Consider the following 15,242-nt stretch of genomic DNA (forward strand, 5'->3'; position numbering starts at 1 on the left):
ATTAGAAATATTGAATAAAAAAGGAATTCTACTGGTTAATCTTGGATCACCAAGGTCTACGGCAGTAAATGATGTAAAGGAATATCTTGACGAATTTCTGATGGACGAAAGAGTGATCGACTACCGTTGGATTTTCAGAGCTCTTCTTGTTCGTGGGATTATTTTAAAAACAAGACCCGCCAAATCTGCTGAAGCCTACAAAACCGTTTGGACGGATGAGGGCTCTCCATTAGTGGTCATTACTGAAAAGATTCAGAAAAAACTTCAGAAGCTGGTCGATGTTCCGGTGGAAATCGGGATGAGATATGCTGAACCCAGTATTGAAACCGGAATTCAGAAACTTGTAGATCAGGGAATTTCTGAAATTGTTCTTTTTCCTTTATATCCGCAATATGCTATGAGTACGACGGAGACGGTTATTGAAAAAGCTGAAGAAGTACGAAAAAAGAAATTTCCGAAGGTAAAAATCAATTATATTCAACCTTTCTACAACAGAGATATTTATATCAGCTGTCTTGCAGAAAGTATCAAAGAAAAATTGCCTGAAAACTTTGATGCACTCCAGTTTTCTTATCATGGTGTTCCTGAAAGACACATTTATAAGACAGACCCGTCAAAAACATGTAAAATTGATGATGCCAACTGTATCAACAGTCAATCAGACACTCACAATGCTTTCTGCTACAGACACCAGTGTTATAAAACAACAGAAGCCGTGATCGCTAAAATGGGGCTGCCTAAGGAGAAAACCATAGTTTCTTTCCAGTCAAGATTAGGAAATGATAAGTGGATTGAGCCTTACACTGATGAAACCTTGGAAACGATTCCCGGAAAAGGAGTAAAAAATCTGGCCATTGTGTGTCCCGCCTTTGTATCGGATTGTCTTGAAACCTTAGAAGAAATTTCGGTGGAAGGAAAAGAACAATTTATGCACGGCGGAGGCGAAAGCTTCCATTACATCCCGTGTCTGAATGATGAAGACCGCTGGATCGATGTAGTAAAGACGCTTTGCGAAGAAAAGCTCAATGATTTCTATCTGGTATAAGATCATTGTAATCATATAAAATAAAAGGCCGCTGAAATTTTCAGCGGCCTTTTTTGAAAGACATATTTACGAATTATTTTTTAATCAGGTTTCCTGCTTTTTGTCCGTTCACCGTTACTACATATATTCCCGGAAGAAGATTGGACGGCAACTGAATATTTACTCTGTTTGTTCCATCTTTAATGGTAACTTTTTCAGAGACTTCTCTTTTTCCTGTTAAACTGATCAGTTCCACAGCTCCTTTTCCTTCTTTACCTTCAAACACCACCTCAAATTTATCTGTAGCGGGATTTGGGCTAATAGTGTAAGCTGATGCATTGGGCGTAGCTGCCACCAATCCTGCCGGAGAAGTACCTCCACCAACACCTACAGCATTCCAGGCATTAATAACCTGATTGACTTCATTACTGCCGGCTCCGTATAGATCTGTTGCCGCCTGGATAGAAGATGTTCTGGTATTGGAATAGTTTGAAGACGAAGTAAGATAAGATGTTAATGTTCTGTAAGCAATAGCTCCTGCTTTATCCAGTCCGATTCCGCTAACATTATAAGCAAAACTGTTATCATTCGTTCCGGATCCTCCTGTTACTAATAAATAATACCAGAAATTCAACACTCCTGAATTGGTATGAACTCCACAATAATCATTTGCTTGAGTAGGGGTACAAGATGAAGACACAACTTTCCAGTATTTCCCTAAATAAGTATCCGGATGGCTAAACGCGTTAGGGTTTGACATATCCCTGATAGGATAGCTAAAGTCTTCTCCTAACTGCCAGCTTGCCTGAGTAGGTCTGGCCCAACGCTCTATAGAATTTCCAAAGATATCTGAAAAACCTTCATTCAAAGCTCCCGATTCTCTTTGGTACACAAGGTTGGCTGTTTTAGAAGTCATTCCGTGGGTAATTTCATGCCCGCAAACGTCAATAGCAGTCAATGGCTTGCCTCCGTTTGTTGTAGAACTTCCATCTCCGTAAGTCATTCTGGAACCATCCCAAAATGCATTAAAGTAATTGGTAGAATAGTGAACATATGACTTAATAGCAAAATTATTGTTATCAATACTCTTTCTTCCAAACTTGGAATATAAGTAATCTACCGTCATTTCTGCTCCCCAGTGGGCATCGGTGGCATACTGATCTTTATTGGCATTGACGTTATTCCAAACGTTATCCGTATCTGTAAAATCTACAGCTGCAGAATAACTGGTTCCTTTCTTTAAATTATAGGTTTCAACGGCTGTCCCTGCGTTTCTTCCCGTTTCTCTTAATCTGTAGCTTCCGTTATATGAGTCGGCCACAATGTTTCTGTTTCCGCTGTAAGCCGTTGTTGCTGTTCCCGGAGCATTGACTTCATGAATGATTGCATCTACTCCCAGCACTTTTCCGCTCTTAGCATCTACAAAGACGTACTGTCTGCTTAATGGTTTCTCAGCGTAAATATCAAATTTATAGGCTAACGTTAGATTTTGAATTTTTTCATCGGCAGGATCAGAATAATACACCAATTCACCTTTAGGGGCAAAACTTGCATTGGCATCATTGGTTTCCTTTTTAATGAAATCTTCCTCTTCTTTATTTTGCCATTTGTATGAATCTGCACCTACAAATGATAATGCATTTTGCAATGCGATGCTCTCGGAGATATTGGCTTTCTTCTCCATCCCTTTGGAAGGCATCTGAAGTATCCATTTACCCGATTCACCTACAATTTTTCCATTTTTGGTCTGTACGGCCATCATTCCGTATTCTACAGGAATACCATCAACAGTTTGCTGGAATCTGTGCGTTTCAAATCCTAACGCATCTTTTTCCATTCCTAATTTACGCGCTTGTCCCGGTGCTAGTCGCTGAGAGGTTTCATCAAATAAAAGGGGACTTCCCTGGAAATCGGGACCGTTTTTATCAAATCTCATGAATTCGGAGTGTAAGCCATTTTTACCAGGAATTACTTTAGATGGTTTGTCTTGTCCAAAGACGAAGGAGCAGGCGGCAACACTTGCCACTAGAATAAACTTTGTTCTCATAATAATATTTGTTAAATGTGAAAACGAATTTATAAACTTTTCATAAAAAACTAATATATCATTGAGGAATTTTCAATTGATATTATAAATCAATAAATAAAACACAATAATGATTTTAAAACAAAGAAAATATTATAAAGATAATTTTATCACAATATTGATTTTACATTAAAAAAATTAACATAAAATCAATATTTTATGAATTAATATTTTTCACCATGCCGTGCATTATATTTTAATATCCTAACAATCATAAAAACACATACGAAACTAGTATCCATGGGAGTTATAATATCAAAAACAAAAGCTATCTCAAGAGAGACAGCTTTTTATTTTTACAATTTATCTAAATAAAATAAATATAATTAAGCTAAAAAATGAAAAATTTTCTTACCTCTTACTGCTTACAGGCGTTCTAAATTCTCCATATCCTATTAGCCCGTCGTAATTTCTTCCAAAAGGAGCATAATATAAAAATCCCTGGTAGAGATTTTCTGTCTGCCAGAAATTTCCGTTCACTTCTCCAAAGTTTAAAGGCCCATTTGCTTCTTTTGTAGCCAGAACATAATTATAAAATCCTTGTTTTAAGAATATCCGGGCAACATACTGTTTGCTGGCTGCATCATATTGCATCTGATTTTCTTTACCGGGGGAAAAATTATTAAAACCTCCCAATACATAAATTTCCCTATCTACGGGATCGGACTCAAGATAAAAATGCACCCATGAATAATCTGCTTCCCTTCCGGCATCTCTTTCTCTCCCCAGATCATTTCTTCTATAATACCAGGCTCCGTTCACATCAGGCTGATATTGGTAATTTAACGGAAATGCCCATACAGGATACAAATAGGTTTGATTAACATCATCTTTTATTTCTGTTGCCCGTACCATATCTGCCGCCATATTCATATTTTTATTATCAAAATAATAAAATTCATTGTCTCCCGGAAAAACAAGATTCATTTGCTGGAAAAGCAATTGATTTCCCAAAACACTGCTTGGCTTCAAATTCGGAATAACCATATTAGGATTGTTATTCTGCATGACATATAAGCTCATCGAATTGACATTTGAAGAAAGATCACCGCCTGCAGAAACGGCTTTTACTTCTATTCTCTGATTTACATTAGGATTCTTGGCATCGGCAATTCTTGAAACATTCAAAGCAAGAGAAGCTCCATTTTCCACGACGTAAAATCTTCTTTTAAAAAGAGGGTTTTCAACAGAATCTTTATAGACGATCAACTCGAAATTCCCTGAAACTTTAGGCTGAATTTTATCATTGGGAAAAGTCAGTTTATAATGAGTATAAGCCTGCAGAGTATTGAATGAATACTGAAACTGATCAATCAGATCATTCATGCTGCCGTTGGCAAATTCTGTATAAAACAAGCTATCCTCGTTCCAGTTTCTGTCATAGTGTCTGATGGTATATCTGTAAATCTGGCTTCCATTGGTAAGATCATCAAAGCTCAGAACCAACTGCTCACCAAACTTAATAACAGGAGTTTCGTCGTTGGTTTGTGGATTAAACAACTGGATGCTCTGGATATTCTGTCCATATACCAGGCTTCCGAGAGAAAGTAAAAGTATGCGCAAAGTTTTCATTATGACGAAGATAACGAAAAATAGCCATTTTCTTAATAATATCGTATTTTTGAAATAAAAATATTCAGATATGCTTCAGATTCAAGGTTTCGTATTCAATTTTGCAAGCGAAAACACCTACATCCTTTACAACGAAAATAAAAATGCCTGGTTGATAGACCCGGGAAATATGAATGTACAGGAAACCCAGGCCATAGACAATTTTATTAAGGAAAACGGGTTGAACATCCAGAAAATTCTTCTTACCCATGCCCACATTGATCATGTACTTGGTCTCCAATGGGCGTTTGATACTTTTAAAGTTCCGGTAAGTCTCCATCAGGATGATCATGAGGTACTGAATATGTTGCAAGCCAGCGGAATAAGATTCGGAATGAAAATCGATCCGGTAAAAGTAGATATTAACTATGTAAAAGAAGGGGACGAACTGGAACTGGACGGAGAGAAATTTACAATATACCATGTACCGGGGCATTCTCCGGGAAGCGTGGTTTACCATAATGACCAGCAAAAATTCATGATCTCCGGTGATGTACTTTTTGAAGGCAGCATTGGCCGTACAGATTTGTATAAAGGGAACTACGAACAACTGATCGACGGAATAAAAACAAAACTTTTCGTGCTGGATGATGCCACTCAGGTATTCTCAGGCCATGGAAATCCTACGACAATAGGTTTTGAAAAACAATATAACCCGTTTTTAAAGTAGACGGAATTTCAGTTCGAAGAGAGTGATTGAGAGTATTGGCTTTATACTTAACCTTATGATGCTTACGGAAGCATTTTCCTGAACAATAAAAAAACAAAACCGTCAGAAAAATAATTCTGACGGTTTTTCAGTGTTATAAAGAAATAGAGTTTAGAAATCTAAAGTAACCGAAGCTCTGGCAGCAGCTCCCATGATAGGTCTGGCCATGATGATACCATCTCCGGTCGGTGATCCTGCTCTTGGATCTCCTTCCGTAATACCAATTGTATTAAAGATATTGGTTCCATCCACTGCAAAACGAATTTTTCCAAGCTGATAAGACATTCCTGCTCCAAATTCTGTGAAAGATGGCAGCGTCTGTACATTCAGCTCATCCTGGAAACGTTTCCCGTAATAGTTCATACTTACATAAGCACGCCATGATTTTGTAATATTCACAGCGGGAGCTATATTAAAATAGAACTTCGGCATTCTTCTCACAGTATTTCCTTCGAGCAAACTTCCCGCTTCCAGATTTTTATATTTAGGATTCTGAACAGTTCCGTTGAAAGCTACTTCCAGGACATTATTAAATAAACGGGCATATCCTTCTATTTCTACCCCGAAATTCCTGGTATTGGCAAATATATTTTCTGATCTTCCGTCTGAGAAAACATCTGTAAATGAAAGATTTTTTAAGGATGAATAAAACGGAATCACAGCCAGGTCAAAAGTACGGGAGTAATATTTATATCCTACTTCAACCTGATTCGTTGATACTGATTTTAAAGGTTTATCAGGGGTCGGATTGGAAAAATAATTGTAATATGCTTCTTCATTCGGAGACCTGAAACCATTGGAGAAACGTGCATATACAGCATTTTCTCTGTTAATTTTATAGTTGGCCGCCAACGTGAAAGAAACTTTATCAATAGTATAATTCCAGTAGGTAAATTTATTTCCCAATACACTCATGTTGTCATCGGCCGTTGTGGTATTAAAGCCATGGGTCCCGTCAGTGGTTAACCCTGAATTGTTTAAATTGGCTGTCATTGTATTGGCAAAACTTCCTTTATAATAATCATGGCTGTAACGAATTCCTCCGTTCAGACTCAATGCATCGGTAACGTTATAATCCAGGTTTACATAAAGAGCATTCAGGCTTCCCTGGGTTTGTGTATTTCTCTGCAGAAAAGTCATGTCTGTTACCCCGTTGTAGGTTTTAGAATACCCGTTTGCATTGGGGCTTAGCGACGGATCTACGAGATTTAACAGCTCCGGTCTGTCTGTGGCTGTAGCCAGAATATTACTCCAGTTCCAGTATTGCTGGGATTTCCAGTTGGATTTATAAAAACCGGCAGTTACATTTCCTTGGTCAAATTTATAATTAAGCTGTAAGTCATTCACAAAATTATCCATCTTTTTATCGATAGCCCAGAATCCTAACTTTTGCACGTAAGCAGGATTTACAATAGCGCCATTACTTACTAATGAATACTGATAATTGGTCATGCCCATATTCTTTGCAAACTCAGCTCCGGTTTGAGGTGCTCCAGCCGGGAAAATTCCCGTATAGTTCATATTGATATTGGTGTATCGGGTTTTATTGAGAACACTGAAGTTATTCCCAAGGTCATATTTGAATTCAGCTCCCAATACATCCACTTTCGGATGAATTCCATCTTCCAGGTTTCTGCTGAAAAAGCCGCCTCCCGCCTGTGGAATATTCAGCTGACTGATCGCTCTGTAGCTGTAGGTTCCATAATTCGGATCAAAGCCATCAAATCCTTTCAGCTTATTTCCATTTTGAATTAAAGGAATTGGCAGAAAGAAGGTATTCCTGTCATCTAATTTTTTATAATATACTTTAACGTACCCTTTGTCGAACACATATTTCAGATTCATTCTGATCTGTCCGCCGTTATTCGCTTTAAAACCGGTTTTCCTGATTCCGTCATCAGATCGGTAGAAACCACCTATATTGAAAAACAGTTTATCTTTAACCAAAGCACCTCCAAGATTGACATCTGTACGCATCAGTCCATAGGTTCCCGTTTCAATTTTTGCGGTTCCCTTAAAATCATTGGTTCCTTCCTTCGTGATAAAATTGATAAGACCTCCGGGAGAATTCGTTGCAAAAATGGAACCTGAACCTCCTCTTAAAGCTTCGAGCCTGCTGACAGAATTGTCGACGCGGAAAAAATTATCCGCATTGGCAAACTGAAGGGCACCATCTTCAAAAACCGGAAGACCATCTTCCTGTACCTGCACAAATTCATAAGCTCCTGCAGATGGAATTCCCCTTGCAAACAGGTTATTTCCCACTTCACCTCCTGAAGTTTCAACAGCAAAGCCGGGAACCCTCTGTAGTAAAGCAGCAGCACTGATAGGATTTTGCTTCTGTATTTCCTTTGCACTAAATGTGGAAATCGCAGTACTGGATTCTATTTTTTTCTTTGGATTGGAATTTCCTGTAATAACAACCTGGTCGATAGACGAAACTTTCACAGAGTCCTGCGGAGTTTCCTGAGCATACGCATTATTGAAATACAATGTAGCTGTAGCGGCGACTAAAAAGATTGATGTTTTTTTCATAGCCCTATTTTTTATTGTTTTTTTCAGTTTTGTTGTAATTTTAAATACACTCCATTCGTCCAACCGAATCCATCCTGATTGGGGTATTCCCCGCCGCCTGCTATTGTTTCTGTATCCAGTGCATTGTATTTTTCCATGAGTTTTCCTGTGTTTTTGTAGACTCTTTCTACGTTGGAACACCAGTTATTTTTTATTTTTTCCGCCACGTCATTAAACCCGTAATCTCTCATGGCTTTATAACCAAGCCATTGATAAGGAGCCCAGGCATTGGGCAGATCCCATTGCTGACCGGAATTCTTTGTTGTGGTGACAAGACCTCCCTGATATAAGAATTTTTCAACGAGAGCATCAGCAACCGCTTTAGCCTGCTCCTGATCTGCTAATCCCAGAAATAAAGGGTAAAGAGCAGCAATATGTTCAGACGGTGTTTTTGTGTTTTTTTTAATCTGATAATCTTTGTAAATCTTCGTCTTTTCATCCCAGAAGTATTTGTTGATCATCTGTCTGCGTCTTGCTGCTCTTTCAGTAAAATAATCCCCTTTCTCACTCAGCCCCTGAAGCAATGAAGATTTTGCCAAAGTCATTTCCAGATGCCATAAAAGGCAATTCAGGTCAACTTGGGCAAGATTCAATGTTTCAATGGTCTGTATATGTTCTCCGTCTGCAAACCATCTGCTGGAAAAATCCCAGCCGGATTCGCAGGCACTTCTTATATTTCTGTAAAACTCTTCTCCTGAAGCACTTTCTTGATCTTCAATATCGATCAGATAACTTTCAGGACGCGGTGCATTTTCTTCATCATAGTAACGGTTCAAAATATCACCATCAGTGGTTCGGACTACTCTTTTGACTTCAGAGCCTGCTTCCATCCCTTCTTCCCCATTCATCCAGAAAGCATACTCTTTTTCTAAAGTAGCATGATATTGTATATAGATATTTTCTTCTTTTGTGGTTTCAAAAAGGAGATCCAGCATCAATGAAAAATACGGAGGCTGTGATCTGCTTAAAAAATGGGTCCTGCTGGCATTCGGAACAAATCCTACGTGTTGGATAAGGTAGGAACAATTTTCCACAATATTTTCCATCATTTCCACTCTTCCGGAAACCTGTAATCCCAGCATGATAAAATAACTGTCCCAGTAGAAAAATTCATTAAAACGTCCTCCCGGAACAATATAAGGCTTGGGTAATTTTAAAAGTGTTCCTTTTTCCTCGTAGGCGGTGCGGGTCAGCTCATCCCAAAGTTTTTCAATATGTTCTTTAATAGGAAGATGATCTTCTCTCTGAATCGAAACTTTTGCTCCCAAAAAATGAAAATGAGCCATCACAAAAGCCTTCAGATCAAAACCTGCATTACTTTTTTCTTGTGCATATTTTGCATTAATTTCCGCGATTGGAAATAAAGGAACAGCATCGGTCATCATTTTTTGATCTTCAAAGATTTTTGTTCTCTGAACATCATCGAAAAGGGTCTGAATTTCTTTTATATAAAGCTGGTTGTTCATTTTTATTTGTTTGGATTTATTTTTAATTTATTCATGAAAATAGCTGACGTGATCAACAACGAAAGCGGAATTAAGGAAAGATAAAAAGCCTGCTGTCCGCTGAATTCCTGAAACACAAACCCGGTAATAATAGAGCCTATCGTACCTCCGATCGCAGAGAAAACCACAATCAGTCCGGACATTGCACTGTGTAAATATTTCGGTATTGACGCCAGAATTACAGAATTAATACTCGGATAAATTGGTGCCAATAAACCACCCATCAAAGGGAAAAGATATACGACAAGAGGTGCATTGAGCCAACTTGTATTGGTATCGATATGAATATCATGGGTCAAAGGAAGGACTAATAACAAACTGACCCCAAAACCAATCACACAAAAGGAAACCACATAGATCCAGCTGAATTTCTTGGAAAAGAATCCTGATAGAAATCTTCCCAATGCAAAAGCTCCGGCCAAAACCGCTCCGGCCTGAATACTCATAGAAGTAGGTACTTTCAGAATCTCTTTATAAAAAGTAGGTGTCCAGGTCTGGAAACTCTGCTCTACCAATACGAAAAGAAATGCACAGAGTAAAAAACATAATACTTTTTTATAGCTGAATAGGCTTGCACTATTTCTCAAATCACCAAGTAAATCAGTTTTCTCACTTTTGGCTTCCCTTTCGTTCAGTTTTGAAAAGAACAGGAACAAAAAGGATAAGGCAGAAAGGATGCCCAATACCCAATATACGTTTAGCCATCGGGTAGATTGGGGATTATGGTCATCGATATATAAACTGAACAACACATTTCCTGCCAACACTCCAATCATGAAAAAACCTTCGAGAAATCCCATAAAGCTTGAATGCTCCTTATCTGTATTGGTTACTAAGCCAATTGAAGTAAAAACTGATATTTTAATTAAGGCAAAAGATACCCCGACAATAGCAAATAATATTTTAAAAAACCAAAAAGCATTGGCAAAAGGCATTACAAAACACATGCAGCTCACGAGAAATAAAGCGATCAGCATAGAATTTTTGATTCCTATTTTAGGAAGAAATGAAGCCAGAATGAATGAGCAGATGGCAATGGGAAGATCTTTAAAGCCTTCCAGAACACTGGCTGATGATTTTGAAATTCCAAAGTTTTGCTGCACCTGCAAAATAACTGTACCCACAGAATTCAGAAGAATTGCGAAAACAAAATAATTTAAAAATAGTACAGCTTTAATGTTGAAATTTTTCATCCGGATCATTTCTTGGTGGCTAAGATAGAAGCATTTCGGTTAACAATAATTTAACACAGTAAACCAATATTTGAACAATATTAATATAATTAGTATTTTTAGTGGATAAATATGATTAATTAAATGAAAGTTACTTTTGAAAGAGTAATTCCCAATGAGAAAAGCTCATTCTGTACTATTCACAACAACTCCCCTATTTCAGAATTCAAATGGGAATATCATTACCATCCCGAAATTGAGCTGGTATGTGTTATTTCAGGGAATGGAACACGACATGTGGGTTATCATAAAAGCAACTATACCAACGGGGACCTTGTTCTGATAGGCTCCAATATTCCTCATTCCGGATTTGGATTGAACTCTATTGACCCGCATGAAGAAATTGTTCTTCAGTTCAAGGAAGAAATTCTTCAGTTTCCCCAGCAGGAAACTGAAGCCAGATCTATTAAAAATTTACTGGAACTCTCAAAATATGGAATTCACTTCCATCAAAAAGTGAAAAAAGCCCTATTGCCCAAACTGAGGCTCATGCTGGAGTCAGGAGGCTATAAAAGGTATTTATTATTGCTGGAAATCCTTTTTGAACTGTCTACATGTGAGGACTACGATCTTTTAAACAAAGAAATTATGCCGTACACCATCATTTCTAAGAACAAGACCCGCCTTGAAAATATCTTCACCTATGTAGAGCATCATTATGATAAAGAAATCAATATTGAGGAAGTCGCTAAACTGGCCAATCTTACTTTACCTGCTTTCTGTAACTTTTTTAAAAAAGCTACTCAGATTACTTTTACAGAATTTGTAAATCGGTACCGGATTAATAAAGCGTGTCTGCTGATGGCGCAGGATAGATCTATTTCAGAATGCAGCTACCAGTGCGGGTTTAATAATGTAACGTATTTCAATAGAATGTTTAAAAAATATACCGGCAAAACACCTTCTGAGTTTATAAAGAATTACTCTCACAATAACGTGAATGTAGATTTGAAGGTTGAAAAAGAAGCTAAGGCTAAGGTAAGTTTTTAATGTCTCTATTAATAATTATCTGTTTATGGAAAACCGTAAGGTCAAACAACTTGCATAAGTTACTTTCGTAAAAGAATTTAAAATAACAAATTATGGCAATTAGAATTACATGCATCAACAAGGACAACGGTTATCACGAAAATCCAAACCTAGCAATCACTCATTTAGGATGGATTGGAGACGATGGTAAACCAGGAAAAAGTACTCGATTAGAAATATATAACTGGATAAAAAATGAGAGTGGATTAGCTTATGTTGCCGATGGGTATGGAAACCAAGTAAAAGTTATCACAGCTGAAACTTATAATGGAACCAAATATTTAAAAACCGAGGCAGATAATACAACGAGAAATAATTTACTATCACTGCCTGAATGTAAGTAAAAAGCAAAACATTAAAAAAGCTGTTCGTAATAGAACAGCTTTATATTATATTCATCGAAAAATGTAAAAAGCATTTTCAACTTTCCATTCTCCATTTTCAATTCAAAATTATTTCCACTTAATATTGCATCCCATGCTTGGTCTCTGAATTTCTTCCTGTGGTTCTCCCGCCAATAGATTTTCAAAAGCGATGATTAAGTCTTCGCCCGTTACATCTTTATTATTTCCGGGTCTTGAATCATCCATCTGACCTCTGTATACAAGATCCAGTTTATCGTCAAAGAAATAAAAATCAGGAGTACATGCTGCATCATAGGCTTTTGCTACTGCCTGGCTTTCATCAAATAAGTAAGGGAAATCAAATTTCCTTTCGATCTGGAATTCTATCATTTTCTCCGGAGAGTCAGCTGGATATTTCTCGATATCATTTGCATTGATAGCAATGAATTCAATTCCTTTATCATTATAATCTTCATAGAGTTCATTGATCTTATCGATCACATGAAGCACAAACGGACAATGGTTACACATAAAGATAACCAGTGTTCCTTTTTCTCCTTTCAGCTCTTCCAGAGACTGAATTTCATTCGTTTCTGAGGGGTTCGGAAGCTCAAAAAAAGGTGCTTTTGTTCCTAATGCCAACATATTTGAGGGAGTATTCATATCCTTTTTCTTTAGTTCACAAAGATAAAGATTTCTTTGATTATACGATAAGGAAGATCAACATGAAAGGTTAAAGTCATAGAATCTGCAAAAAAGTTTTATGCCCAATTATATTTATTGACCTAGGCTATTTACTGTATTAATTTTTACAATAACCTGAAGATTATAGTCTTGTATCGGCTTCTGTTACTAATTTCTTTAAGTTCAAACCATATGATATTCCCTGCTTTTTATCATTAAATCAAAATAGGGTTTGGAAGATATCTTAAAAAGTTTGTAGTTTTGCTAACACTGTTAGAAAAGAAATATCATGGGCCTACATGAACGTCGTCAAAGAGAAAAAGAATCCATCCGTGCAAATATTTTGCAGGCGGCTTTCACTTTGGCTAAAAATGAAGGCTGGGCTTCTCTTTCAATGCGTAAAATTGCAGATGCTATTGAATACAGTGCACCTGTAGTTTACGATTATTTTGAAAACAAGGAAGCTATTTTATTTGAAATCTCTCTGGACGGTTTCCATAATTTACACATTGAATTATTAAAAGCACAGAAAAAACATGACACTCCGGAAGAGCAGCTCGTTGCTATCGTTGATGCTTACTGGAACTTTGCTTTTAAAAATAAAGAATATTATCAGCTCATGTTTGGGCTGGGCATGCAATGTTGTGGAAAAGGACAGATGAAAAAAGAATTTTCATCATTTCAGGAAATGATTTATGAATGTACGTATGAGATTATCAAAAAGAACGGATCAAATCCGGATAATGCCTGCCATATGTCACATGCATTATTTTCGGCAGTTCATGGTATGATCTCTATTATGATGATGCGTAATGCAGACATTCCTTCTACAATGAACAAATCGGCTCTGGATGAAACTGTTTCATCTTTTATTAAGTCTTTGTAAAATTTTTTTGAACTAAAAATTAACACCGTTAGGAAATTTAACACCATATTAAGTTAACTATTTCATTTAAAATTAATTAAAAGCAGAAAGTACAATGTAAACTTTTACCAATTCAAAAATCAAAGGTAATCATTTACCTTAATAATTAACACTGTTAGTAAAAATAACACAGATACACCTCATCTTTTTATATATCAATCAACATTAAACAATTTTTCAATTATGGACATTATCGACTTGATCGGGCATTAAATAATCTGTCATTTTTTTTGAACAAAATATTAACACCGTTAGGAAAAAATACAGCATTTATTAGCAAAAACATTACTTAAATCAACACTTCATTAAAAAAATTAAACCAAAATGAAAATACCTGGAAAAACAAGCTTTATTGTACTTATTTCAAGTATAATTCTTTTACAAAGCTGTACGAAGGCTGCAGAGGGATCGAACACTGCGCCGCCAGCTCCTGAACTTCCGGTTTATACCGTTATATCGTCTCCTGCCACAACCTACCAGGAATTTCCTACCGCTTTGGAAGGGAAAAACAATGTAGAGATCAGATCTCAGGTAGATGGATATCTGGATAGAATTTATGTAGAAGAAGGCGCTTATGTAAGAGCCGGACAACCATTATTTAAAATAGATTCAAGAAGCTACGGCGAACAGATGAATATGGCTCAGGCCAATTTACAGGCTGCTAACGCCAATATCGAAAAAGCAAGAGTAGAAGTTGACAGACTTCAGCCCTTGGTTGCCGCAAAAGTAGTTTCTGACGTTCAGCTGAAGACCGCAAAAGCCAATTATGCAGCAGCCGTAGCAGCCGCTTCACAAGCCAAAGCATCTGTAGGAAGTGCAAGAATCAATGTAGGATTCACCACGATTACGGCTCCCGTAAGTGGATATATCGGAAGAATTCCTTACAAAAAAGGAAGCCTGATCTCAAGAACAGACCCGAATCCATTGACTTTATTATCAGACATCAGTGAGATTTATGCTTACTTTTCTTTAAGTGAGCTTGACTTCATTGCTTTTCAGAATAAATACCCGGGAGGAACATTAGAAGAGAAACTAAAGAATATGCCTATGGTGGAATTGGTAATTGCTGATAACAGTACCTATCCCGAAAAAGGAAGACTAAGCATTGTAGACGGACAGTTTGATAAAACAACCGGAGCCATCAGCGTTCGTGCCGTTTTTCCTAACGCCAGCGGAACTTTGAGAACAGGAAATACCGGAAGAGTACGTATGCCGCAACTTCTCTCCAATGCAGTCGTTATCCCTCAGGAATCTACTTTCGAAATTCAGGACAAAACCTACGTATATGTATTGGGCAAAGATCAGAAAGTAACCGGAAAGCCTATCAAAATATCCGGAAAAACAGACAGCTATTACTTTATTTCTGAAGGCCTTTCTCCGGGTGAGAAAATCGTTTACACCGGCATTGGAAACTTAAAGGACGGAGCATCTATCAGACCGAAAAATATTTCTTCCGACAGCTTGCTGAGAGCAAAACCTTTATAGTCAGTTTCAGATACAGAAGACTTAAAAAAATAAA

At 37.2% G+C, this 15,242-nt stretch carries 12 protein-coding genes; 6 read left to right on the plus strand and 6 right to left on the minus strand.

Annotated features, from left to right (window positions below; all coding sequences use genetic code 11):
• Nucleotides 1–10: 10 nt before the first annotated feature.
• A complete protein-coding gene (gene hemH / locus M030_RS0111890) occupies nt 11–1,045 on the plus strand; it encodes a ferrochelatase (protein ID WP_027373701.1) in 1,035 nt (344 codons plus the stop codon).
• A 73-nt stretch (nt 1,046–1,118) separates the two neighbouring features.
• On the opposite strand, the gene M030_RS24055 is transcribed toward hemH, so the two are convergent.
• Nucleotides 1,119–3,071 (minus strand): M4 family metallopeptidase, encoded by a 1,953-nt coding sequence (locus tag M030_RS24055; protein WP_051585036.1) that lies wholly within the window; start codon nt 3,069–3,071, stop codon nt 1,119–1,121.
• Between the two features lie 390 nt (nt 3,072–3,461).
• Nucleotides 3,462–4,682 carry a DUF5103 domain-containing protein gene (locus tag M030_RS0111900; RefSeq protein WP_027373702.1) on the minus strand — a complete coding sequence of 407 codons (1,221 nt, stop codon included), beginning with the start codon at nt 4,680–4,682 and terminating at the stop codon, nt 3,462–3,464.
• A 70-nt stretch (nt 4,683–4,752) separates the two neighbouring features.
• Here M030_RS0111900 and M030_RS0111905 point away from each other — a divergent pair, with 70 nt between their 5' ends.
• Nucleotides 4,753–5,391: an MBL fold metallo-hydrolase gene (locus M030_RS0111905; RefSeq protein ID WP_027373703.1), complete on the plus strand. Its 639-nt coding sequence runs from the start codon at nt 4,753–4,755 to the stop codon at nt 5,389–5,391.
• A gap of 150 nt (nt 5,392–5,541) precedes the next feature.
• Here M030_RS0111905 and M030_RS0111910 read toward each other — a convergent pair whose 3' ends face one another.
• From M030_RS0111910 to M030_RS0111920, 3 genes are read right to left on the minus strand one after another with little or no spacing between them, the layout of a single operon-like run.
• Nucleotides 5,542–7,965, minus strand: coding sequence for a TonB-dependent receptor (locus tag M030_RS0111910; protein WP_027373704.1), 2,424 nt, complete (start codon nt 7,963–7,965; stop codon nt 5,542–5,544).
• A 23-nt stretch (nt 7,966–7,988) separates the two neighbouring features.
• Complete coding sequence (locus tag M030_RS0111915) at nt 7,989–9,470, minus strand: trehalase family glycosidase (protein WP_027373705.1); 1,482 nt, start codon at nt 9,468–9,470, stop codon at nt 7,989–7,991.
• Nucleotides 9,471–9,472: 2 nt separating this feature from the next.
• A complete protein-coding gene (locus M030_RS0111920) occupies nt 9,473–10,702 on the minus strand; it encodes an MFS transporter (protein ID WP_027373706.1) in 1,230 nt (409 codons plus the stop codon).
• A gap of 123 nt (nt 10,703–10,825) precedes the next feature.
• On the opposite strand from M030_RS0111920, the gene M030_RS0111925 reads away from it, so the two are divergent.
• Together M030_RS0111925 and M030_RS0111930 are read left to right on the plus strand one after the other, a co-directional pair.
• Nucleotides 10,826–11,731, plus strand: coding sequence for an AraC family transcriptional regulator (locus M030_RS0111925; protein ID WP_027373707.1), 906 nt, complete (start codon nt 10,826–10,828; stop codon nt 11,729–11,731).
• Nucleotides 11,732–11,823: 92 nt separating this feature from the next.
• Nucleotides 11,824–12,114 carry a DUF3892 domain-containing protein gene (locus M030_RS0111930; protein WP_027373708.1) on the plus strand — a complete coding sequence of 97 codons (291 nt, stop codon included), beginning with the start codon at nt 11,824–11,826 and terminating at the stop codon, nt 12,112–12,114.
• 108 nt (nt 12,115–12,222) lie between these two features.
• Here M030_RS0111930 and M030_RS0111935 read toward each other — a convergent pair whose 3' ends face one another.
• Entirely contained in the window at nt 12,223–12,777 is a 555-nt protein-coding gene (locus tag M030_RS0111935) for a thioredoxin family protein (RefSeq protein WP_027373709.1), read from the minus strand.
• A gap of 310 nt (nt 12,778–13,087) precedes the next feature.
• Between M030_RS0111935 and M030_RS0111940 the strand changes: the two genes are divergently transcribed.
• The gene (locus M030_RS0111940; protein ID WP_027373710.1) at nt 13,088–13,684 is read left to right on the plus strand and encodes a TetR/AcrR family transcriptional regulator; all 597 of its coding nucleotides are present in this window, start codon (nt 13,088–13,090) and stop codon (nt 13,682–13,684) included.
• A 363-nt stretch (nt 13,685–14,047) separates the two neighbouring features.
• Nucleotides 14,048–15,208: an efflux RND transporter periplasmic adaptor subunit gene (locus tag M030_RS0111945; RefSeq protein WP_027373711.1), complete on the plus strand. Its 1,161-nt coding sequence runs from the start codon at nt 14,048–14,050 to the stop codon at nt 15,206–15,208.
• Nucleotides 15,209–15,242 lie beyond the last annotated feature (34 nt).

Origin of the sequence: Chryseobacterium sp. UNC8MFCol, from assembly GCF_000482305.1 — a bacterium.
In the GTDB taxonomy this organism is placed as follows: domain Bacteria; phylum Bacteroidota; class Bacteroidia; order Flavobacteriales; family Weeksellaceae; genus Chryseobacterium; species Chryseobacterium indologenes.